This window comes from Actinoplanes sp. NPDC023714 (genome assembly GCF_040639855.1).
Lineage (GTDB): Bacteria > Actinomycetota > Actinomycetes > Mycobacteriales > Micromonosporaceae > Actinoplanes.
This window is the reverse complement of record NZ_JBFAAR010000002.1, coordinates 863,428-885,182: the sequence shown is the minus strand read 5'-3', so window position 1 is coordinate 885,182 and position 21,755 is coordinate 863,428. Positions and strand designations below refer to the sequence as shown.

Below are 21,755 nucleotides of genomic sequence, written 5' to 3'. Positions count from 1 at the left end.
AGTGATCGTCTTCCGCCGTACCCATAAGGTCTTGATCGTGGGTTTGCGATTCACGACGCGGGCGTCCGATTCGGCGTGGATCGACACGGTGTGGACGTGCGCGGCCGAGCGGGTCACCGAGATGACGTCGGTGGCCACGGCGTGCTGGGGACTGGTGTTCTGGGAGCAGGACGGGCGGTCGTTCGCGGGCGTGACCGGGCCGGAGACCAGGAGCGGCGTGGCGCCGGTGCCGGAAGGGGCGTCGTTCGTCGGCGTCGAATTCGCGGTCGGGACGTCACTGCGGACGGTGCCGATGGCCCGGCTGGTGGACTCCGGGCTCGAGCTTCCCGGCTTCGAGCTGGCCGGGTGCCGGTTCGAGGTGCCCGGCGCCGACGACGTGGAGGCGCTGGTGGCGCGGCTCGTCCGGGAGGGCGTGATCGTACGGGATCCGGTGGTCGGTCCGGTCTCGCAACGCACGGTGGAGAGACGGTTCCGGGCGGCGACCGGGCTCACCCAGGGGGCGGTCCGGCAGATCCTGCGCGCCCGGGAGGCGGCCACGCTGCTGGCCGGTGGCGTGCCGGCCGGGGACGTGGTGATGCGGACCGGCTACTTCGACGAGCCGCACCTGGCGCGGGCGCTGCAACGGTACGTCGGCCGGACCGCCGGGCAGCTGAGAGAGGGCGCCGGCGGTGCGATCGCCCTCGACCTCGATCAGCTGGTGACCTCGTAGATCATCTTCATGATCCCGTTGGCGTAGGCCTGCGACTCGCGCAGCCGCAGCGTCCGCTTGTCCCGGTCGGCGTCGGTGAACAGCCGCTTGCCGGCGCCCAGCAGGACCGGGAAGACCAGCAGGTTGTACCGGTCGATCAGGTCCTCGCCGGAGAGCCGCCGGGCCAGCTCGGCGCTGCCGTGGATGAAGATCCCGCCGCCGTCGCCCTGCTTCAGCTCCCGGACCTCGCCGGCGTCGCGCAGGATCGTCGTCGGACCCCAGCCGTCCACCAGGTCGTCCTCCTTGAGCGTCGTGGAGAGGACGTACTTCGGCAGGTCCCGGTAGGCGGCGTGGTCCTCCGAGTCGTGCCAGAACGGGGCGAACGCCTCGTAGCTGCGGCGGCCGAACAGCAGCGCCGTGGTGTCGGCCAGTTCCTCGCCCTTCAGGGCGAACGCCTCCGGGACGAACGCGATGTCGTTCACCACCCAGCCGCCGCTGCGGTGACCCTCCTCGACGCCGCCGGGTGAGTCGACGACGCCGTCGAGGGACATGAAGCCTGTGTAGACCAATTCACGCATGGGATGAGGCTAGAGGCGGGAGGCGGTGGCGGTCTTGTACAGAACCGACAGCGCGGTCACGGACGCCGACTCGACGAGTGCCTGGTAGGCGGCATTGCCCAGCACCCCGCCGGCGATGGCGAGGAAGGCCCAGGCCGCCATGTCCGAGCGCTTGGCGGGCATCCTGGCGATCCTTCGCGGCGAGAATGTCCTGGAGCCACCGCGCCGGCGACGTCACCGGACCGAGCCAGGAATCGGCTCAGCTCCAGTACGGCCTCGCCGTCGCGGTAGCTCTCGACGACTGTCATGCCAAGGCGGCTATGACCAGGTCGACGGCCTTGGTGATGGCCTCCCGCGACTCGTCCGAGTCGTTCTGGTTGTCGAAGCCGTGACGGCCGTTCGGCACGTCGACGACGGTCAGGTTCGCCTTCTCGGCGGCGGCCACGAAACCGGCCACCCCCTCGGCGATCATCGGGTTCTCCTGGCCGACCCGGGTGAGGACGATCGGCAGGTCGCCCGCGTCGGTGACGGCCTCGGCCGGGCGGAAGCGCGGGTCGTCGGGCCAGCCCGGGAACGGGGTGACCATCGGGTACGTGAAGGCGATCACCTTGAGCCAGGACGGCGCGGCGCGCAGGTAGTCGGCGGCGAGCCGGCCGCCACCGGAGAAGTACCAGAGGGCGATCCGGTCGCCGTCCACGCGCGGATCGCCGCGCAGGGTCTCCACCGCCGCGGCCACGTCGTCGAACGCGGCCGGGTAGGAGTCGGGTCCCTGCAGGCGGTGCTCGACCACGGCGCCCACCACGTCGTGATCGGCGGCGAGCGAGCCGTAGCCCTGGAACATCGGCCACTCGCGCGGCAGCGGCTCCATGCCCGGTGGCAGCGGACCCCCGTGCACGAAGAGGATCGCCGGGCGCGGCGACGCCGACTCCGGGAGATAGAGGTCGGTGTTGCCGTGGCGTTCGGCCTCACGGATGCGGACGGGCAGGACCAGCGGCTTCATGAACTCCATAACGACACCCTATCGGCCACGATCGATTACCGTGGGTCACGTGGAACTGGCTGTGGTGGTGGACTGCTCGAACCTGGACCGTTCGGCGGCGTTCTGGTGCGCGGTGCTCGGCTACCGGGAGGAGCCGAACACCGGCGACCGCTATCGATCACTGATCCCGATCGGTCAGAACGGCGTCGAGATCCTGCTACAGCGCGTGCCCGAGGGGAAGATCGGCAAGAACCGGCTCCACCTCGATCTCCGCGTTCGTGACCTGTCCGCCGAGGTGGCCCGGGCCGAGGAGCTCGGCGCGCGCCGGATCACGACGGCGCCGATCGAGGAGGACGGCTGGCGCTGGCACGTCCTCGCCGACCCGGACGGCAACGAATTCTGCGTCCTTCAAGGGCCATAGTGCCTGGTCACGCTGGGTGCGTCGGCGCAGGCGAGGCGCCTGCCAAGAGCCTCCGTGTACGGGCGGAGCACGTCACGTCAGCCACCGGCCGTGAGCAGGAGCAGGACGAGCAGCAGGACGGCCGGCCGGAACCAGGGTGACACCGAGGGCAACTGCGGGGACGGATCGGTCACGGTACTCGCCTCCGGGCGGTCGCGGTCACGAGAAGGGCGCCCAGCACGATCATCGCGATACCGGTGAGGGCCGCCGGCAACAGCCATCCGGGATCGCCGGTCCGGGGCAGGCGGCCGGCACTGCGGCCCAGTTCGGGAGCGTTGCCGGCCCGGCGGCTCAGGGCGGGCGCGCTGCCGGGCGAGGGCAGTGGCGGCGGTTTCGGGGACAGCAGACCCGCCTTGCGCGCATGGTCGACGCACTTTGACCGATTACTACCACGCAGCACCGCGAACCCCAGCGTCGTGCCGTGCGACGGATGGTGACCGCGCGCCTCGAGCCCGGAGATCTTTCCGGCCGGGAGGTCGGCCGGCATCCGGGCCCAGCCGGTGACCCGGCCCTGATCATTCGCGGTCACGGTGGTGAGAATGCGGTCGCGAGTGCTCTCCCCGGTGAGCCGGATCGTCACCTCGGACCGGGCCGTGAAGCCCTCCGCCGCGAACGGCACCTGCTCGTCGCGCACCACCTCGGCGCCGCACGACGGCATGCCGCGCATGGCCGCCGCGTCGGCCACCACGAGAGGCACGATCCGGGTCGCGGCGACGGCTTTCACCACCGTTCCGGAAGGGGGCGGCCCGTCTTCTGCACCCTTTCGGTACGCCCTGGATTTCGCGGCGATCCGCCGGGACACGACCTTCGCGTATGCCGTGGCGCCCCGCTCGTCCGGGTGGAACGAGGCCGTGACGTCGCCGCTCAGGTCGGTGGCCCGGGCCGTCCGGAGACCGCCGATCCAGGCGTCCCGGTCACAGACGGCGTGTCCGGCGAACTCCTCGCGCACGTCGGCGACCAGCACACCGCTGCGGGACGCGCGTTCCAGCACGGCGTCGGCGAAGTCGTCGACGCGGCCTGCCATCCACTTCCGTTCGTCCCCGGCGATGCCCGTGCCTTCCCTGCACGCCCGTGAACCGGTGCGCAGGGGGCGCGGATAGGTGGCCGCCACGACGGTGGTGTCCGGCCGTACCCGGGACCGGATCCGCTGGAAGAGACCGTCCAGTTCGTCCCGCACGAGCGCGATGCGGATGCGCATCCAGTCGTCGAGCGAGACGGACCGTCCACCGGCCGTGATGAACGTGCCCCTCATGCAGTGGACTCGCGTGGCGCAGTGCGCGAGCACCTCGGCGAACGCGGCGTCGCTGCCACCGAACGTCAGGGTGACCAGATCCGCGTCGGTGCCGAGTCTCCCGGTCTGCGCGCCGGCATCGGCGAGCCGCGCCCCGGCACAGGCCTCGAAGGCGAACGCGCCGCCGTCCTCGGCCACCGGTCCCCGGCCGCCGGGCAGCGTGATCTTCATCGGCCACGCCCTGGTGGACCGGTGGCAGGGGAGATCGCGGTACGGCTCGACGCCGTCCCCCGCCGCGTAGGAGTCACCGAGCGCGACGTAGCGGGTACCGGCCCGGCCGGTGAACCAGCGCCGCGACTCGGCCGTGTGTCCGTCGGTGAACACCACCCGCACGACGATCCGGTGCACGCCCGTGCCGATCGTGCCGACCGGCGCCGCGTAGCCGCCGGCGCTGTCCACGGTGGCCGGGAACGGCGGCCGGCCGTCCCGCTCGACCGTCACCTCACGGATACCGCCCTTCAGGACCGAACCGGTCACGGTGAGCGGCCCGGTGCCGACGGTCTGCCCCTCGGCCGGGTACCCGATGGTCACGTCTTCCCCGGCCGCCTGCGCCTGCGCCGGCGCGGGCGCGGAGGTCAGGACGAGCGCGCAGGCCGCCACCGCGGCGCCGAATCTCCTCATACGTTGATCAACGCCCGAGCGGACCCTTTCCCGCGAAGATCACCCGGACGGGCGCAGGTGATCGTCGAGCGCCTCGTACGTGTGCTTCGCGAGCGCGCGGATTTTCCCTCGTACACGGGATGGGTCTTCACCCAGAGTGACCAGACGCTGGATCTCGCCATGCAGCGCCCGGTCCGCCGCCGCGATGATCGCCGCGGTGATCCGAAGGATCGCCGGATCGGCGGTGACCGTTTCCGACAGCGCGCTCGCCAGGGCTTCCTCGGTCTGCTCGTGCATGAGCCGGACCCGCGCCTGCAGCGCCGGACTCTGCTGCACCAGTGACCAGAATCGGACCGCGCCGGGATCCAGGCCGAGCGTCGGCTCCCCGGCGTCGAGCTCGGCCAGGAACGCCCGGAGCACGGCGGCGGCCACCGTCTCACCGTCGGCGCGCCGCGTCACCGCCCGGGCGAGACGATGCACGACCTCCGCCTGCCGGTCGAACAGCAGGTCCTCCTTCGCCGGGAAGTAGTTGAAGACCGTGTTGACCGAGACGCCGGCGGCGCGCGCCACCTCGGCCACCGTCACCCTCTCGAACCCGCGGTCCAGGAACAGCAGGAGTGCGGTGTCGGCGATCGCTGTCCTCGTCGCCTGCTTCTTCTCGTCTCGGAGACCCACGACCGAAATTCTAGCGTCACCCCAAACTTGGAGTGACACCAAGTTTGTGTCTATGGTGGGCGCATGCCCCTACTCTTCGGTATCTACCCGGGCGGCCTCGGCGCCGCCGAGGACGGCTCGACCACCCCCGGCCCGGCCGAGGACCCGGCCCGCATCACCGAGGCACTCGACGATCTGCACGGCACGCATCCGTTCCTGGTGCGCGGTTACCTGCACTACAGCGACGCGTCCCCGGGTCACCCGCAGGCGCCGCCGTCGCCGGCGCAGTACGCGACCGGCTCGCGCCGCCTCGACCTGGTGCTCTGCTTCCGGGAGCCGGGCGAGAACCTCGACGGCTGGCTAGCGTTCGTGCGGGACCAGGTGCGGGCGCACGCGGGCTGCCTCGCCACCGTGCAGATCGCGGAGGAGGCCGACCACGCCGGGCCGGGCGGCGACGGCGGATTCCCGGCGGTGCGCGCCGCCCTCGTGGCCGGCGTCGTCGAGGCGAAACGGGAGATCCTCCGGCTCGGGATCGACGCGAAGGTCGGCTGCAACTCCACCGTCATCTTCGACCCTGCCCAGGAGTTCTGGACCGATCTCGGGCAGCGCGACGGCTTCCGGGAATCACTCGACTACGCCGGCCTCGACTTCTTCCCCGACGTGTTCGCGCCCATCCCGCCCGGGGACCTCGCGTCGGCGGTGACCGGGGTGCTGACGATGTTCCGGCAGCGGAGTCTCGCGGCGGCCGGTCTCGCCGAGAGCGTGCCGATCCACATCACCGAGCACGGCTGGGGCACCGGGGACGATCGGCCTCACGGCCGCCAGGCCGAGGTGGTGGAGACGGTGGTGCGGCGGGTCGCGCAGGCGTCCCAAGACCTCAACATCGCCGCGTACGAGCACTTCGCGCTCCGGGACGCCGACAGCTCCGCCGCGAATCCGCTGTTCCAGCTGGGGCTGACCACGTCGGCGTACGTGCGGAAGCCCGCGTTCGACACCTATCGGGCCCTGATCGACGAGCTCAGCGTCTAGGGTCGGTCCCGTGGAGGTGGACTTCCGGGAGTGTGCCGAGGCCGACGTGCCGCTGCTCGAAGAGGTGGCGCCGACCGGCGGGAACCGCTACCACGAGGTCCGCTACCGGCGGCACGCCGACGGGGTCAGCACGTTCCTGATCGCCTGGTCGGGCGGCATTCCCGTGGGCTCGGGCGAGGTGCTCTGGGAGGGGCCGCGCGAACCGCTCGTCGCCGCGGCGTTCCCCGGCTGCCCGGAGATCAACGGCCTGCTGGTACTGGCCCGCTGGCAGTGCCGCGGCATCGGCTCCCACCTGATCCGGCTGGCCGAGGAACGCGCCGCCGGCCGCGGCCTCAAGACGATCGGCCTGGGCGTCGGCCACGACAACGACCGGGCGGCGGCGCTCTACGCGAGGCTCGGCTACCAGGAAACCGGCCTCGACTACGACGACCACTACCCGTGGACCGACGAGGTGGGAGTGCGCCACATAGTGGCCGACCCCTGCCGCTTCCTGACGAAGGCGATCGCCTAGCTTGTTGACGGATCACCGTTCTGGCGCCCGACTTCGCCGGGTTCGTGCGGGCGCTGCGGCCGGAGAGCGACGACGACCTCTCGTGAACCGGACCGGCGCGCTGCCACGTGGACAGCGCGCCGGTGCGGCCGGGATCAGGAGCGCAGGCCCGGGACGGTCAGTTCGATCAGCTCGGTGTCGTCGGCGCGGCCGGGGATGCGGCCGTCGTTGCCGGGGAAGTTGTTGTCGTTGGCGACCAGGACGCGGTCGCCGCCCAGCGGGAGCACCGACTCGACGGACTGGAGGGGGAAGGAGAAGAGGTCGCCGACGCCGTACTCGCCGGGGCGGGCCGGGGTGGAGACGTGCTTCGGGTCGGCGATGCGCATCAGGTCGGCGGCGGTGCGGCGGGGCAGGACGCCGTCCGGGGCTGCCTCGTCCAGGTCGGTCGTGACGAGGCGCTTGATGCGGGACTGCGGGCCCATCGCGTTGTCGCGTTCGATCAGCAGCAGCTTGCGGCCGGAGAGGACCGCGGCGTCGCCGACGAGCAGGGACGGGTCGTCGACGCGGAAGGACCAGGTGCGGCCGGTGTAGCGGTTCGCCCGGACCGAGAACTCGTAGACGATGCGGCGGCGCTGGTCGGCGTGGTCGGTGCGGGCGCCCTCGAGGATCGGGTACAGGGTCGTGCCGTCGGTGCTGACCGCGAGCGCCTCGAAGCCGCGGCTCGCCGGGACCGTCGGGGTCTCGCCGGCCGCGAGGTCGGGCGACTGCGGTGATCTGCCGCCGTCCGGGAGCGGGATCGGGGCCTGCAGAACCTTCCCGGTGCGGTCGACCTTCAACAGGTACGGGCCGAACTCGTCACCGATCCACAGATCGCCGCGGGAGTCCCGGGCCAGCGACTCGACGTCGAAGTCGGCGCCCGTCAGCAGACGATCCCGGGTGTTCTCGTTGACGATCGGGAACGGCACCTTGTGGTCGGGGTCGCGGAAGCTGATGTGACCTTCGAGGCGGACCTCATGCGTACGGTGAAGGGGGTTGATCTGATAGGCGCGCAGCAGGAAGTCGGCGGAGTTGTTCTTGGCGCCGAACCCGTTGTCCGGCATGGCGAGGAAGCGGCCGGGCCGGTCGCCCGCGATGACGGCGGAGAAACCGGGGATCGGCTGTCCCGGGAACGGCGGGGTGATGCCGTTGACGGTGTCCGGCGCGAGCTGGGTGCCGGAGACCGGGCCGGGCTGGTACGAGGTCGCCGGGATGATCGCGCGCCGGTCCAGCGTCGGCTCCGCGGTGATCTTCACGGCGAAGGCGTAGCTGCGGGTGATCTGGGTGGCGCTGCCGTTGTCGTCGGAGATCAGGTGCAGCACGCGGCGGCCGCCGGGCAGGGACTTCCCGAGCGCGGCGCCCTCGATGTTGTCGAGCAGCGGGTTCGGCTGCGGCTGCTTCGCGGTGGCGCCGGACGGCGGGCAGTCGGCGACGTCGAAGAGCAGTTCCTTGCCGAGCCAGGCGCGCGGATCGGTGAGGGTCGAGAGGGAGGCGATGTCCGACACGTCCGGGGCGCCGGTGGCCGAGACGCGGAAGACGCGGACCGTGTTCCCGACGCCGGCCGTGAAGCCGCGCTCCACCGACAGGAATTGGCGGTCGGCGATGGCGATCAGCTCGACGAGTCCCAGGTTCGGGTCGGGACGGTAAGCGTATTGCGCGATGGGGGAGTAGGCGCCACGGGGGCTTCCGGCGTACGCGAGAATGCGGTTGAAGCCGGCGCCGTCCGCGGCGAGTGACCCCTCCATGCCGGCGTACAGCCGGCGGCCGTCCGGCGTGGCCGTGAGCGCCTCGAACGTCTGATTCACGGCCGCCTCGCCGGCCGGCGTGACGCGGAAGCGCGCCGGAACCGGAAGGGACGCGAGTTCCTTGCCGTCGGAGAGGCGGAAACGGCGGATCGACGGCTCCTTCTCGGAGCCGGCGAGAATGGTCCGGCCACCGTTCTCGGCCACCAGGCCCTCACCGTCGAAATCGGCGCCGGTGTATCGGCCGAGCTTGATGACCTTCTGGACCTCGGCCTCGGCGCCGCGCAGTTTCAGCTGATAGACGCGGGCCGGGGTGGTGCCGATGTTGTCCACCAGCGCGAGGGCCCGGCCGCCGTCCTGCAGGGCCAGCGCCGAGAGGCCGGCCACCGGCGTGCCGGCGAACGTCGTCTTGTCCAGGGAATCGTCGAATCCGAGCAGGTCACAGCCGGTCCGGGTGGCGGGGGACGCTGATGCCGGCGCCGCCGCCGCGAGTGACAGCAGGACGGCCAGGGCGACACATTTCCTCATCACGCCCGTCACCGTGCCGGGCGGTGGTCAACGGGCGGGTAAAACGGGATGAACGGCGGATCGTCGTCGTGCCACGATTGGCGCGTGTCTGTTCTGTACACCCCCCGGCTGGTCCTTCACCCGCTCACCGACGCGCACATCGAATGCGAAGTGGAGCTCGACGCGGATCCCGAGGTGCTGCGATTCCTGTACGGGCGGGCGCGCTCCCGGGACGAGGTCCTGGCGTCGCACGCGGCCCGGATGGAAGAGGGCCGCCGGGCGGAGGGCCTCGGGTATTGGGCGGCCTTTCTCGGCGACGCGTTCGCCGGTCTGATGATGCTGCCGCCCGGGCCCGATCCGGGGTCGGCGGAACTGGGATATCGGATTCCGCGGGCGCTGTGGCGGCAGGGCATCGCCAGTGAGGCGTCGCGGGCGCTGATCCGGCACGGTTTCGAGAAGGTCGGGCTGCGCCGGATATTCGCGCAGACCATGGCGGTCAACGAGGGGTCGCAGGCGGTGATGAGGGCGGTCGGGATGAGATACGTGCGGACGTTCCATCCCGCCTTCGACGATCCGCTGCCGGGGTCGGAGCTGGGCGAAGTGGAATACGAGATCACGGCCGACGAGTGGGCCGGCTCGTGAGGCGCATCGAGATCGTCGCCGGGGACATCACCGCCGAGCGGGTCGACGCGATCGTCAACGCGGCCAACTCGTCGCTGCTGGGTGGTGGCGGGGTGGACGGCGCCGCCCAGGCGCTGGCGGCGCTGCGCGGCGAAGCCACGTCCAGCGTGGAGGTGATCCGGCTCGTGCTGTTCGACGAGGCGACGCGGCGGGTGGCGGAACGGGTCGCGGAGAGGGACTCAGAAGCCTAGGCCGTCGAGGATGCGCAGGACGATGTTGGACTTCTCGTCGCCGCTGGCCGGGGTCTCCCGCGGATCGGCGAGGAGCAGGATCGCCTCGTCGATCTTGGCGACCACGTCGGGGCGGCCGGCGGCGGACGCGGCGTCCCTGAACTGTTTGGCGGTGGCCAGCAATTCCCGGTCCCGGGTCATGCCGCGATGGTAGTCGGCGGCCGGAAATCGTTCGAAGCTCCGGGCGAGGCTGGGGCACGATGACCGCATGATCAAGTGGTGGCGCAGGGACCGGCAGCCGGCGCTCGTGGAGGCCGCCGACGCGGCTTCCCGGGGAGGCGGGGAGTCCGTCGACCGGCTGCTCGCGCTGCTCGCGGAGGTGGCGGCCACCGGTGATGAGGCGGCCGGCCGCGCCGCGCTGGCCGTCCTCGCGGATCGGCCGCGCGTCGTGGTCCGGCTGGATGAGCACGCGCGGCGTGCTTATTGGTACGAAACTACGCCCGCCCCGCGGGGACACCGCGTCGTCGCCCGGATGGCGGAGACACCGCTCGCGGTAGCGCTGGCGAGCACCCACGGCGACGGCCGGGTACGGGAGCGCGCGGTGACGGCCATGCTCAGCCCGGCCCTCGACCCCGACACCGCGGAGAGGCTCACGACCTGGATCAACGCGGCGGAGGACCGACCTCCAGCGCCGCGCGGGCCAGCTCGATGAAGGCCGCATGGTCGTTCCGGAACTCGTCGTAGGCGCGTTCGTAGTCGTCCCACGAGCCGTCCGCGAACCGCGCCTCGGTCCGCAACATCGAGAGCCGCACCTGCTCGGCGGCCGCGGACACCGCGGCGGGCCCGTCGAGCAGGACCTCCCGGGTCGCCCGGGTGACCTCGGCGGCCGCCCGGCCCATCCGCTCCCGGATCTGTTCCCGCGGCTGCCGGTCGGACCGGTCGGGGCGCGCCGACCAGCAGACCTCCATGAAGGCGTGCACGGCCGTCAGCATGTCCCGATAGGTCGCCCGGCGGCGCTCCCGCTCCTGCGCGGCCGCCTGCAGAAGGGCCGTGGTCCGTGCCTGGGCGAGCGCCGCCCGCCACGCGCCCCGCCCGGTGAGGAAGCTCGCCCCAAGCGCGGTGGCCGCGGTGAGGGCGCCCACCAGCAGCTCGTCGACGGCCATGCCGCCAGCATGGCAACCGGCCGCAACGTGCGGGTCAGTGCGGGCCCACCGCCGTCACCGTGATGGCGGCCGTGCCGGCCTCGTCGGACTCGGCCAGGTCGACCGTCGCGTCGATGCCCCAGTCGTGGTCGCCCTCCGGGTCCTCGAAGACCTGGCGGACGGTCCACGCCGTGGCGCCCTGCTCGATGTGCAGGAACGCCGGGCCGCGCGCCGCCGGGCCGGTGCCCAGCGAGTCGTACTCCTCGTAGTACTCCTGGATCGCCTTCTGCCAGCGCTCGGCCGGCCAGCCGTGCTCGGTGTCCATCTCGCCGAGCAGGTCCCAGCGGCGCAGCGCGGCCAGCTCGACACGGCGGAACATGGCGTTGCGGACCAGCACGCGGAACGCCCGGACGTTGCGGGTGACCGCGGGCGGCTTGTCGTCGATCCGTACCTCCGCCTCGGGCTCTTCCGAAGGATTCTGCAGGCGGGCCCATTCGTCGAGCAGGCTGGAGTCGACCTGGCGGACGAGCTCGCCGAGCCATTCGATGAGGTCGGTGAGCTCCTCGGTGCGGGCGTCCTCGGGGACCGTCTGGCGCAGGGCACGGTACGCGTCTGCGAGGTACCGCAGGACCAGGCCCTCGGAGCGGGAGAGGCCGTAGAAGGAGATGTACTCGGTGAACGTCATCGCCCGCTCGTACATGTCCCGGACGACCGATTTCGGCTTCAGCTCGTAGTCGGCGACCCACGGGTGGCCGCGACGATACGTCTCGTAGGCCGCCTCGAGCAGCTCCTTCAACGGCTGCGGCCAGGTCACGTCCTCGAGGAGCTGCATCCTCTCCTCGTACTCGATGCCCTCGGCCTTCATGCTGTTGACGGCCTCGCCGCGCGCCTTCTGACGCTGCGCCGACACGACCTGGCGGGGATCCTCGAGGGTCGACTCGATGACGCTGACGACGTCGAGCGGGTATTCCGGCGACTCGGAGTCGAGCAGCTCCAGGCAGGCCAGGGCGAACGGCGACAGCGCCTGGTTCAGCGCGAAGTCGAGCTGCAGGTCCTCGACCAGCCGGTAGGTCCCCGACTCGGTGCGCTCGATGACGCCGCCCGCGATCAGCGCCCGCGCGATCGCCACGGTCCGGCGGATCAGCTTCCGCTGCGAGGGCCGCTCCTCGTGGTTCTCGGTCAGGAGATGACGCAGGGCCGGGTACGGGTCGCCGCCCCGGTTCATCACGTTCAGCAGCATGGCGTGCGACACCTGGAACGACGACGTGAGCGGTTCCGGGTCGGCCTCGACGAGCCGGTCGAACGTGGGCCGGCCCCAGCCGATCTGCCCCTCCGGCGGCTTCTTGCGGACCACCTTGCGGCGCTTCTTCGGGTCGTCGCCCGCCTTCGCGAGCGCCCGCTCGTTGTCGATCACGTGCTCGGGGGCCTGGACGATGACGGTGCCGATGGTGTCGTACCCGGCCCGGCCGGCCCGGCCCGCGATCTGGTGGAACTCGCGGGCCTTGAGCAGCCGGGTCTTCACGCCGTCGTACTTCGACAGGCCGGTGAAGAGCACGGTGCGGATCGGCACGTTGATGCCGACGCCGAGCGTGTCCGTGCCGCAGATGACCTTCAGGAGGCCGGCCTGGGCGAGCGTCTCGACGAGCCGACGGTACTTCGGCAGCATGCCCGCGTGGTGCACGCCGATGCCGTGCCGGACCAGCCGCGACAGCGTACGCCCGAAGCCCGCGGTGAACCGGAAGTTGCCGATCGCCGCGGCGATCCTGTCCTTCTCCTCGCGCGTGCACATGTTGATGCTCATCAGCGACTGCGCCCGTTCGAGGGCCGCCGCCTGGGTGAAGTGCACGATGTAGACCGGCGCCTGCTTCGTCGAGAGCAGCTCCTCGATCGTCTCGTGCAGCGGCGTCATCGCGTACTCGAACATGAGCGGCACCGGCCGCTCCGCGTTGCTGACCACCGCGGTGGCACGCCCGGTCCGCTGCGTGAGGTCGTCGACGAAGCGGGAGGTGTCGCCGAGCGTCGCCGACATCAGGATGAACTGTGCCTGCGGCAGCTCGATGAGCGGCACCTGCCAGGCCCAGCCCCGGTCCGGTTCGGCGTAGAAGTGGAACTCGTCCATGACGACCTGGCCGACGTCGGCGTCCTTGCCCTCGCGCAGCGCCAGGTTCGCCAGGATCTCCGCGGTGCAGCAGATGATCGGCGCGTCCGCGTTCACGCTGGCGTCACCGGTCAGCATGCCGACGTTGTGCGCCCCGAAGACCGCGCAGAGGGCGAAGAACTTCTCGCTCACCAGCGCCTTGATCGGCGCGGTGTAGAAGGTGGTGCGGTCGGACGCCAGGGCGGCGAAGTGCGCGCCCGTGGCGACCAGGCTCTTGCCCGAGCCGGTGGGGGTGTTCAGGATGACGTTCGCGCCGGTGGCGATCTCGATGAGCGCCTCCTCCTGATGCGGGTACAGCGTCAGGCCCTGCTCCGACACCCAGGCCTGGAAGGCATCGAAGACGGCGTCGGGCTCGGAGGTGCCGGGCAGGCGATCGGTCAGCGTCATGATCCGTCAAGTCTGTCAGAGGCAAGCGCTTCCATGTCGGCTAGGGTTCTGCGCGTGACAGTTCCAGTACCGGCACCGATCTCCGACGGCGACCGCGAGCGGGTGGCTGAGCTTCTGCAGAGGGCGTGCGGCGAGGGGCGCCTCACGCTCGAAGAGTTCAGCGTACGGGTCGGAGCGGTGTGGGCGGCCGAGGACGAGGGCGCCCTGCTCCGCGCCACCGACGGCCTGGCACCGACCCCGGTCGTCGGCTCGTCGCACACGGTCGACCAGGTGGTGACCGTCTTCAGCCAGTCCCGGCGCCGCGGCCGCTGGCGGCTGCGCGGCCGTGGCCTGCGCACCTTCACCGTCTTCGGCTCGACCGAGTTCGACCTGCGCCACGTCCTCAGCGGCGAGGACGTCATCGAGATCAGCGGCGCCTGCGTCTTCGGCGAGTTCAAGGTGATCGTCCCGGAGGGCGTCGAGGTCGACATGACCGGCCCGAATGTCTTCAGCAACCAGGAGTTCCGCCTGGCGCCGGTGCCCCGCGTGCCGGGAACGCCCGAGGTCCGCGTCCGCGTGACCACCTGGTTCAGCAACGTCGAGGTGAAGTCGGCCCGCCCGGAGCTGCCGGCGTCATAGCCGGCCCGCGCGGCGCAGCGGCACCACCCGGGAGGGTGTGTCAGTGGACACGTTGCCGACATTCAGGCGTCATTGTTCATCTTCCCGCCGTAGCGTTTACCGCCGCCTGGGTGACTCGCTGTCGTGCGCCTCTGGCCGACAGTGACCCCGAGGATGCGGAGTTCGCCTGGTGACCGTGACTACTGACCTGCGCCTGATCGAGCTGCCCGCGATCGAGCTCGCGCCGGAGGCGGTCTTCCACTCGTACTCGGCGCCGCTGCGGCGGACCCTCGTCGACGTCCTCGACGCCACCGTGCGGGAGCACGGCACGGCCCGCGCGCTCGACGCCGGCGGCACCGCGCTGACCTACCGGGAGCTGGCCGGCGAGGTCGAGGCGCTGCGGGCCACCCTGGCCGGGCACGGGATCGGGGTGGGTGACCGGGTCGGGGTGCGGATCTCGTCCGGCACGGCCGAGCTCTACCTGGCGATCCTCGGCGTGCTCGCGGCCGGCGCGGCCTACGTGCCGGTGGACGCCGACGATCCGGACGAGCGCGCGGAACTGGTCTTCGCGGAGGCGGGTGTCTGCGCCGTCCTGGGTGACGGCCTGGCCGTGTCACTCCGGCGTACCCCTCCCGGAGGCCGCCCCGGACGGCCCGGACCGGAAGACGACGCCTGGATCATCTTCACCTCCGGATCCACCGGCACGCCGAAGGGCGTGGCCGTCTCGCACGGGTCCGCCGCCGCCTTCGTCGACGCCGAGGCCCAGCTCTTCCTGGCCGAGGAACCCCTCGGGCCGGACGACCGGGTGCTCGCCGGGCTGTCGGTCGCGTTCGACGCCTCCTGCGAGGAGATGTGGCTGGCCTGGCGGCACGGCGCCTGCCTGGTCCCGGCCGCGCGGTCGCTCGTGCGCAGCGGCGTCGACCTCGGCCCGTGGCTCGCCGAGCAGCGGATCACCGTGGTGTCGACCGTGCCGACGCTCGCCGCGCTCTGGCCGGTCGAGGCGCTCGAGGACGTCCGGCTGCTGATCTTCGGTGGGGAGGCGTGCCCGCCGGAGCTGGCCGAGCGGCTCGCCGTCGAGGGACGCGAGGTCTGGAACACGTACGGGCCCACCGAGGCGACGGTGGTGGCGTGCGCGGCCCGGCTCACCGGCGAGGGGCCGGTCCGGATCGGCCTGCCGCTGGCCGGCTGGGAACTCGCCGTCGTCGACGCGCAGGGCGAGCCGGTGGCGATGGGGGAGACCGGCGAGCTGGTCATCGGCGGCGTCGGCCTGGCCCGCTACCTGGACGCCGCGAAGGACGCCGAGAAGTTCGCGCCGCTGCCGTCGCTGAGCTGGGACCGCGCCTACCGCAGCGGCGACATCGTCCGCGCCGAGCCGGAGGGCCTGCTCTTCCTCGGCCGCGGCGACGAGCAGATCAAGCTCGGCGGGCGCCGGATCGAGCTGGGCGAGGTGGACGCCGCCCTGCAGGCGCTGCCCGGGGTGGCCGGCGCCGCCGCCGCGGTGAAGAGGACCGCCGCCGGCAACCAGCTGCTGGTCGGCTACCTGGTGCCCCGCGACGGCGGCGACATCGACCTGGAGGCCGCGTCGCTGCGGATCCGCGAGCAGCTGCCGGCCGCCCTGGTCCCGCTGCTCGCCGTCGTCGCCGACCTGCCCACCCGTACGTCCGGCAAAGTCGACCGGGCCGCGCTGCCCTGGCCTCTCGCCGGCGTCGGCACCGACGCAGACCTCACCGCCACCGAGAAGTGGCTCGCCGGTGGGTGGGAGGAGATTCTCGGGGTACGCCCGGCCGAACCCGGCGCCGACTTCTTCAACAGCGGCGGCAGCAGCCTGGGCGCGGCTCAGCTGGTCGCCTGGATCCGGCTGAGGCACCCGCAGGTCGCCGTCGCCGACGTCTACCAGAACCCGCGGCTGTCCGGCATGGCGGCGATCCTCGACGCGCTCGTCGCCGAGGAGACCGTCCGCCGCGAGGTCCGCCCGACACCCCGCCGGGCCGGCCTCGTGCAGGCGCTGCTCATGCTCCCGATGCTGGTCCTCGTCGGGCTGCGCTGGTTCGTCGTGCTCGCTGCCGTGAGCAACCTCGTCGCCTGGACGCCGCACGTGTCCTGGTGGGCGATCGCGGCCGGCTGGCTGCTGCTGTTCAGCCCGCCCGGCCGGATCGCCGTGGCCGCCGCCGGCGCCCGGCTGCTCACCCGCGGCGTGCGCCCCGGCAAGTACCCCCGCGGCGGCAGCGTCCACCTGCGGGTCTGGGCCGCCGAGCGGCTCGCCGAGCTGACCGGCGCGAACAGCGTCGCCGGCGCCGGCTGGATGATCACGTACGCGAAGGCGCTCGGCGCCCGGATCGGCCGCGACGTCGACCTGCACTCCGCCCCGCCGGTCACCGGCCTGCTCAAGCTCGGCCGCGGCGCCGCGATCGAGCCCGAGGTCGACCTCTCCGGGTACTGGGTGGACGGTGACGTCGTGCGGATCGGCATGGTCCGGGTCGGCGCGGGCGCCCGGGTCGGCTCCCGCAGCACCCTGATGCCGGGCGCCCGGATCGGCAAGAACGCCGAGGTCGCGGCCGGGTCCACGGTCCGCGGCGCGGTGCCGGCCGGCCGGCACTGGGCGGGCTCCCCGGCGGTGCCCGCCCCGGCCGTCAAGGGCGGCGCCGCGTGGCCGGAGAAGCGCCCGGCCGGCTCCAAGATCTGGGTGGCCGCGTACAGCGCCACCGCCCAGCTGCTCGGCCTCGTCCCGATCGTGGCCTTCCTGCCGGCCCTCGCGCTGATCGGCTGGGCCGTCGCCGGCGGTCCTGACCTCGCCGCGGCCCTCGCCCTGGTGCCGGCGGCCGCGGTCGCCTACTTCCTCACCTACGCCCTCGTCGTCCTGGCCGGCGTCCGGCTGCTCGGCATCGGCCTGCGCGAGGGCTTCCACCCGGTGCACGGCCGTGTCGCCTGGCAGGTCTGGACCACCGAACGGCTCATGGGCATGGCCCGGGTCGCGCTCTTCCCGATCTACTCGAGCCTGTTCACGCCGGTGTGGCTGCGGCTGCTCGGCGCCAAGGTCGGCCGCAACGTGGAGATGTCCACGGTCCTGGCCCTGCCGAAGATGACGACCGTCGACGACGGCGCGTTCCTGGCCGACGACACCATGGTCGCCACGTACGAGCTCGGCCACGGCTGGCTGCGCGTCGCCCCGGCCCGGATCGGCAAGCAGGCGTTCCTCGGCAACTCCGGGATGGCCGCGCCCGGCCGGTCCGTTCCGAAGCGCGGCCTCGTCGGCGTGCTCTCGTCCGCCCCGCACAAGGCGAAGAAGGGCTCGTCCTGGCTCGGCGCCCCGCCGATGCCGCTGCGCCGGGTCGTCGAGACCGCCGACGCGAGCCGCACCTTCGCCCCGCCCGCCCGGCTCAAGGTGGCCCGCGCCCTGATCGAGCTGTGCCGGGTCATCCCGGTGATGCTGGCCGGCGCGCTCATCGTCCTGGTCCTCGCCGCGCTCGCGCAGATCTGGAGCACGTTCGGCGCGGTCGCCGCGGCCCTCGCGGCCGGCCCGGTGCTGTTCGCCGCCGGCATGCTGGCGGCACTCACCGCCACCGCCGCGAAGTGGCTGCTGGTCGGCCGGTTCCGGGTCACCGAGCGGGCGCTGTGGACGTCGTTCGTGTGGCGCAACGAGCTCGCCGACACGTTCGTCGAGGTCCTGGCCGCGCCGTGGCTGTTCCGCTTCGCCACCGGCACGCCGCTGCTCACCCTCTGGATGCGCACGCTCGGCGCGAAGATCGGCCGCGGTGTCTGGCTGGAGACGCTCTGGCTGCCCGAGTTCGACCTCGTGCGCCTCGGCGACGGCGCCACCGTGAACCGGGGGTGCGTGGTGCAGACCCACCTGTTCCATGATCGAATCATGGCCATGGACGAGGTCACTCTGGACGCGGGCGCCACCCTCGGCCCGCACGGCATCGTGCTGCCCGGCGCCGGCATCGGCGCGCGCACCACCGTCGGACCCGGCTCGCTGGTGACCCGCGGCGACGCGGTGCCGGCCGACAGCAAGTGGATCGGCAACCCGATCGCGAACTGGACGTGACCTCTGCGGCAGGAGCGTCACCGGGGTCGGAGCTGTCCGGCGACCCCTACCTGCCGACGCACGGCAACGGCGGCTACCGGGTTCTGCACTACCAGCTCGACCTCGACTACCGGGTGGTGTCGAACCGGCTCGCCGGGCGCGCGGTCATCACGGCGCGGGCCTCGCAGGCGCTGTCCCGGTTCAGCCTCGACCTGGGCCGCTTCCGGGTGCAGGACGTGCGTGTCGACGGCCGGGCCGCGCGCTTCGAGCATCGCCCGCACAAGCTCAGGATCAAGCCCGAGAAGCCCATCGGGTACGGCGAAGCGTTCACGGTGGAGGTCCGCTACGCGGGCAAGCCGGTGCCCGTCTCCGGCCGGTGGGGCGACATCGGGTGGGACGAGCTGACCGACGGCGCGCTCGTGGCGAGCCAGCCGAACGGGGCGCCCTCGTGGTTCCCGTGCAACGACCGGCCCGGCGACAAGGCGACGTTCCTGCTCACCGTCACGGCCCCGGCGCCGTACACCGTCGTCGCCACCGGTGACCTGGTGACCCGCCGCCGCGGCGCGGGCGCGAGCACCTGGGTCTACGAGCGCAACGAGCCGACCGCGCCCTACCTCATGAGCGTCCAGGTGGGCCGGTACGACGTGGTGCCGCTCGCCACCGCCGGCCCGGTGATCCAGCGCGCCGCGATCCCGCCCCGGCTGCGCCGCCTCTTCGGCCACGACTTCGCCCGGCACGGCGCCATCATGAGCGCGCTGTCGCACCTGTTCGGCCCCTACCCGTTCCGCGAGTACGTCGTGGTGGTGGCCGACGACGACCTCGACGACCCGATCGAGGCCCAGGGCATGGCCGTCTTCGGCCGCAACCACCTCGACGGCCGCCGCACCCACGAGCGTCTCGTCGTCCACGAGCTGGCGCACCAGTGGTTCGGCAACAGCCTCACGGTCGCCGACTGGCGCCACATCTGGCTCAACGAGGGCTTCGCCACGTACGCGGAATGGTTGTGGTCGGAGATCTCCGGCGACGCGCCCGCGGCCGCCCACGCGGCCCGGTGGCACGCCTGGGTCGCGTCGCAGCCGCGCGGCATCACCGTCGCCGACCCGGGCGTGGACCGGATGTTCGACCCGGTCGTCTACAAGCGCGGGGCGCTGACGGTCCACGCCCTGCGGCGGCGCCTGGGTGACGAGGCGTTCTTCGCCTTCCTGCGGTCGTGGGCCGGCGTGAACCGGCACGGGACCGTGACGACCGCGCAGTTCCGGGAGCACGCGGCGACCTTCACCGACGCCCGCCTCGACGACCTGTTCACGGCCTGGCTGGAGCGGCCCGCGCTGCCGCGCCTCTGACCCTCACCCGAGGCCGCTGCGATGGGCGATCGCCACGAGCTGGGCCCGGCTGGTGGCGCCCAGTTTGGTGAGGATGCGGCTCACGTAGGTGCGGACGGTCTCCGGGCTCAGCGACAGCGCGGCCGCGACGGTGGCGTTGTCGTCGCCGCTGGACAGTTCGCGGAGGACCTCGAGCTCGCGGGCGGTGAGGGTGTCCAGGCGGGGATCGGGGACGGCCGGGGTACGGGCGGCGGCGTGGTCCATCACCCGGCGGGTCACCTCGGGGGCGAGGACGGCCCGGCCCGCGGCCGCCGCGCGGACGGCCGCCCGGAGGGTGCCGGGTGCGGCGTCCTTGAGGAGGTAGCCGTCGGCGCCGGCGCGGAGCGCGCCGAGCACCTCGTCGTCGGTGTCGAAGGTGGTCAGCATGAGGACGGCCACGCCCGGGGCCTCGGCGCGGATCCGGCGGGTGGCCTCGATGCCGTCCACGCCGGGCATCCGGATGTCCATCAGGACTACGGCCGGCCGCAGGCGCCGGGCCAGGGCGATCGCGGCCGCGCCGTCGGAGGCCTCGCCGGCCACGGTGATCCGGGGGAGGGCCGGGTCGTCGTCGCCGGCCAGCAGGGCGGCTATCCCGGCCCGGATCAGGGACTGGTCGTCGGCCAGGACCACGCTGATCTCAGACAAGGACGCTCGTCTCCCGCGACAAGGAGGCCTGTGGCAGGGAGGCGGTGACCGTCCAGCCGGCCGAGGACGGTCCGGCGTCGAAGTGGCCGCCCGCGGCGGTGACCCGTTCCCGCAGGCCGGCCAGCCCGATGCCGATACCGGACGAGGAGGCAGGGGAGCCGTCGTCGGTCACCCGCACCAGCACTGTCCCGTCCGGGCGGTGGCTCACCTCCACGTCCAGGGCCCGCCCGGACGAGTGCCGCAGCGCGTTGGTGACCGACTCCCGGAGCACCTGGAACGCCACGGCGGTCACCGCACCGGCCCGCACCGCCGCCCGCACCCGGAACCCGGCCGCGCGGGCCGTGTCCAGCAGCGCGGCGACATCGCCCGGGCCGGGGCCCACCGGCGACGCCGACCGCAGGTCCCGCACGGTTCCGCGCAACTGGGTCAGCGCCTCGGACAGCGCGCCGGCCACGTGGTCCAGCGCCGCGGCGGCCGCCTCGGGACGGCGGACGGCCTCCTGCCGGGCCACGTTGGTGTGGACCGCGGCGACGGTGAGGGTGTGGCCGATCGAGTCGTGCAGTTCGCGGGAGAGGCCCAGCCGGTGCTGGTCCACCCGGCGGTCGGCCTCCAGGGCGGTCAGCCGGGCGATCCGGCGCCGGGCGCGGACCAGCTCGCCCAGGGTGATCGCGGCGGCCATCAGCGCGACGTGACCGATGCCCTCGTAGAGCACGACGTACCGGAAGTCCTGGCCCTCGAGGAGCCGGAACGCCATCGAGACGGCGAGGACCGCGGCCGCCACGGCGACGGCGGTGCGGCGGTGGCCGGCCTCGGCGGCCGCGTACAGGGCGGCGGCGACCGGGACGGCCACGCCGATGGCGGGCAGCCCGGCGGCGTAGTAGGCGAACAGGCCCAGCACGGTGAGGACCAGGACGGTCCGCGCATAGCGGCGGCGCCCGAACATCAGCGCGCCGAGCCCGGCCGCCCACACGTAGGCGACCGCGCCGGCGTGCCCGCCCTGACCGGCCGAGACGATGATCGCCAGGACCGCGGCGACACCGGCGGCGACGGCCGTGTCGACCCCTCTCTGCATGGCTCGATGCTAGAGCGCGGTGGCCGGGCCGGCGTACGCCGAGAAGCGACACCACCGGTCGCCGGTGGACGGATTCGCGGCGTCCGGCGGCCCGCCTACCGTCCACCGGCATGACGATCCCACGACTCGCCGTCCCGCTCGGCCTGCTGGCCGTTCCCCGGGCCGTCCTGCACGACCTCGATCTGGTGCACGAGGGTACGGCGGTGAACGCGGCGCTGGTCTTCGTACCCTTGCTGATCTGGATCCTGGTGGCGGTGCTGCGCGCCGGGAACCCGTTCCTCACCCTGCTCGCCGCGGGCGGGGTGTACGGCGTCTGCCTCGCGGTCGTGCACAACGTCTTCTGGAGTCCCGCGCCCGGCGCCGGGGAGCTGCTCCTGCGCGTGGCGATGACGGTGAGCAGCCTCTTCACCGGGGTGGCGGTCGGCGCCCTCTGCGGCGTGATCGCCTGGGGGCTCGCCCGCGTGCCGCGGCGCCGGGCACCCTAG

General features: G+C 72.6%; 21 protein-coding genes and 1 pseudogene. 11 read left to right on the top strand and 11 right to left on the bottom strand.

Features of this window, described 5'->3' with window-relative positions:
* The first annotated feature begins 37 nt into the window (after positions 1–37).
* Positions 38–709, top strand: coding sequence for a helix-turn-helix domain-containing protein (locus AB0G10_RS12115; RefSeq protein ID WP_360919045.1), 672 nt, complete (start codon positions 38–40; stop codon positions 707–709).
* Here the strand turns inward: AB0G10_RS12115 and AB0G10_RS12110 are convergent.
* The 3 genes from AB0G10_RS12110 to AB0G10_RS12100 all read right to left on the bottom strand — a co-directional run bounded on the left by AB0G10_RS12110 (position 691) and on the right by AB0G10_RS12100 (position 2,254).
* A complete protein-coding gene (locus AB0G10_RS12110) occupies positions 691–1,266 on the bottom strand; it encodes a dihydrofolate reductase family protein (RefSeq protein WP_360919043.1) in 576 nt (191 codons plus the stop codon). The two genes, AB0G10_RS12115 and AB0G10_RS12110, sit on opposite strands and share 19 nt — an antisense overlap.
* A 9-nt stretch (positions 1,267–1,275) precedes the next feature.
* Entirely contained in the window at positions 1,276–1,428 is a 153-nt protein-coding gene (locus AB0G10_RS12105; protein ID WP_360919041.1) for a hypothetical protein, read from the bottom strand.
* 121 nt (positions 1,429–1,549) lie between these two features.
* On the bottom strand, positions 1,550–2,254 hold the full coding sequence (locus AB0G10_RS12100) for a dienelactone hydrolase family protein (protein ID WP_360919040.1): 705 nt from the start codon (positions 2,252–2,254) through the stop codon (positions 1,550–1,552).
* Positions 2,255–2,294: 40 nt separating this feature from the next.
* Here AB0G10_RS12100 and AB0G10_RS12095 point away from each other — a divergent pair, with 40 nt between their 5' ends.
* On the top strand, positions 2,295–2,645 hold the full coding sequence (locus AB0G10_RS12095) for a VOC family protein (protein ID WP_360919039.1): 351 nt from the start codon (positions 2,295–2,297) through the stop codon (positions 2,643–2,645).
* Positions 2,646–2,814: 169 nt separating this feature from the next.
* Here the strand turns inward: AB0G10_RS12095 and AB0G10_RS12090 are convergent, their stop codons facing one another.
* Positions 2,815–4,596: a GDSL-type esterase/lipase family protein gene (locus tag AB0G10_RS12090; protein ID WP_360919037.1), complete on the bottom strand. Its 1,782-nt coding sequence runs from the start codon at positions 4,594–4,596 to the stop codon at positions 2,815–2,817.
* Positions 4,597–4,635: 39 nt separating this feature from the next.
* Positions 4,636–5,250 carry a TetR family transcriptional regulator gene (locus AB0G10_RS12085; RefSeq protein ID WP_360919035.1) on the bottom strand — a complete coding sequence of 205 codons (615 nt, stop codon included), beginning with the start codon at positions 5,248–5,250 and terminating at the stop codon, positions 4,636–4,638.
* A gap of 63 nt (positions 5,251–5,313) precedes the next feature.
* Here AB0G10_RS12085 and AB0G10_RS12080 point away from each other — a divergent pair, with 63 nt between their 5' ends.
* Positions 5,314–6,258 carry a hypothetical protein gene (locus AB0G10_RS12080; RefSeq protein ID WP_360919033.1) on the top strand — a complete coding sequence of 315 codons (945 nt, stop codon included), beginning with the start codon at positions 5,314–5,316 and terminating at the stop codon, positions 6,256–6,258.
* A 10-nt stretch (positions 6,259–6,268) separates the two neighbouring features.
* On the top strand, positions 6,269–6,769 hold the full coding sequence (locus AB0G10_RS12075; RefSeq protein ID WP_360919031.1) for a GNAT family N-acetyltransferase: 501 nt from the start codon (positions 6,269–6,271) through the stop codon (positions 6,767–6,769).
* A gap of 134 nt (positions 6,770–6,903) precedes the next feature.
* Here AB0G10_RS12075 and AB0G10_RS12070 read toward each other — a convergent pair whose 3' ends face one another.
* Positions 6,904–9,054 (bottom strand): esterase-like activity of phytase family protein, encoded by a 2,151-nt coding sequence (locus AB0G10_RS12070; RefSeq protein WP_360920718.1) that lies wholly within the window; start codon positions 9,052–9,054, stop codon positions 6,904–6,906.
* A gap of 84 nt (positions 9,055–9,138) precedes the next feature.
* Between AB0G10_RS12070 and AB0G10_RS12065 the strand changes: the two genes are divergently transcribed.
* Together AB0G10_RS12065 and AB0G10_RS12060 are read left to right on the top strand one after the other, a co-directional pair.
* Positions 9,139–9,675 (top strand): GNAT family N-acetyltransferase, encoded by a 537-nt coding sequence (locus tag AB0G10_RS12065; RefSeq protein ID WP_360919029.1) that lies wholly within the window; start codon positions 9,139–9,141, stop codon positions 9,673–9,675.
* A pseudogene (locus AB0G10_RS12060) lies at positions 9,672–9,779 on the top strand (O-acetyl-ADP-ribose deacetylase); the annotation flags it as partial. The gene AB0G10_RS12065 and the pseudogene AB0G10_RS12060, both read left to right, overlap by 4 nt.
* A 114-nt stretch (positions 9,780–9,893) precedes the next feature.
* On the opposite strand, the gene AB0G10_RS12055 reads toward AB0G10_RS12060, so the two are convergent.
* Positions 9,894–10,085 (bottom strand): hypothetical protein, encoded by a 192-nt coding sequence (locus AB0G10_RS12055; RefSeq protein ID WP_360919028.1) that lies wholly within the window; start codon positions 10,083–10,085, stop codon positions 9,894–9,896.
* A 67-nt stretch (positions 10,086–10,152) separates the two neighbouring features.
* On the opposite strand from AB0G10_RS12055, the gene AB0G10_RS12050 reads away from it, so the two are divergent.
* Positions 10,153–10,596 (top strand): hypothetical protein, encoded by a 444-nt coding sequence (locus tag AB0G10_RS12050; RefSeq protein WP_360919026.1) that lies wholly within the window; start codon positions 10,153–10,155, stop codon positions 10,594–10,596.
* Here the strand turns inward: AB0G10_RS12050 and AB0G10_RS12045 are convergent.
* Positions 10,547–11,047: a hypothetical protein gene (locus AB0G10_RS12045; protein WP_360919024.1), complete on the bottom strand. Its 501-nt coding sequence runs from the start codon at positions 11,045–11,047 to the stop codon at positions 10,547–10,549. The two genes, AB0G10_RS12050 and AB0G10_RS12045, sit on opposite strands and share 50 nt — an antisense overlap.
* Before the next feature lie 34 nt (positions 11,048–11,081).
* The gene (locus AB0G10_RS12040) at positions 11,082–13,571 is read right to left on the bottom strand and encodes a DUF3516 domain-containing protein (RefSeq protein WP_360919023.1); all 2,490 of its coding nucleotides are present in this window, start codon (positions 13,569–13,571) and stop codon (positions 11,082–11,084) included.
* 54 nt (positions 13,572–13,625) lie between these two features.
* Here AB0G10_RS12040 and AB0G10_RS12035 point away from each other — a divergent pair, with 54 nt between their 5' ends.
* The 3 genes from AB0G10_RS12035 (at position 13,626) to AB0G10_RS12025 (ending at position 19,535) form a co-directional block, all read left to right on the top strand.
* Positions 13,626–14,189, top strand: coding sequence for a DUF1707 domain-containing protein (locus AB0G10_RS12035; RefSeq protein ID WP_360919021.1), 564 nt, complete (start codon positions 13,626–13,628; stop codon positions 14,187–14,189).
* Between the two features lie 169 nt (positions 14,190–14,358).
* The gene (locus AB0G10_RS12030; protein ID WP_360919020.1) at positions 14,359–18,213 is read left to right on the top strand and encodes a Pls/PosA family non-ribosomal peptide synthetase; all 3,855 of its coding nucleotides are present in this window, start codon (positions 14,359–14,361) and stop codon (positions 18,211–18,213) included.
* On the top strand, positions 18,210–19,535 hold the full coding sequence (locus AB0G10_RS12025; protein ID WP_360919018.1) for a M1 family metallopeptidase: 1,326 nt from the start codon (positions 18,210–18,212) through the stop codon (positions 19,533–19,535). Before AB0G10_RS12030 ends, AB0G10_RS12025 begins: the two co-directional genes overlap by 4 nt.
* 3 nt (positions 19,536–19,538) lie before the next feature.
* Here the strand turns inward: AB0G10_RS12025 and AB0G10_RS12020 are convergent, their stop codons facing one another.
* Positions 19,539–20,198, bottom strand: coding sequence for a response regulator transcription factor (locus tag AB0G10_RS12020; protein ID WP_360919017.1), 660 nt, complete (start codon positions 20,196–20,198; stop codon positions 19,539–19,541).
* A complete protein-coding gene (locus AB0G10_RS12015; protein ID WP_360919015.1) occupies positions 20,191–21,270 on the bottom strand; it encodes a histidine kinase in 1,080 nt (359 codons plus the stop codon). The genes AB0G10_RS12020 and AB0G10_RS12015 overlap by 8 nt, the downstream gene beginning before the upstream one ends.
* Positions 21,271–21,380: 110 nt before the next feature.
* On the opposite strand from AB0G10_RS12015, the gene AB0G10_RS12010 reads away from it, so the two are divergent.
* Complete coding sequence (locus tag AB0G10_RS12010; protein ID WP_360919013.1) at positions 21,381–21,755, top strand: hypothetical protein; 375 nt, start codon at positions 21,381–21,383, stop codon at positions 21,753–21,755.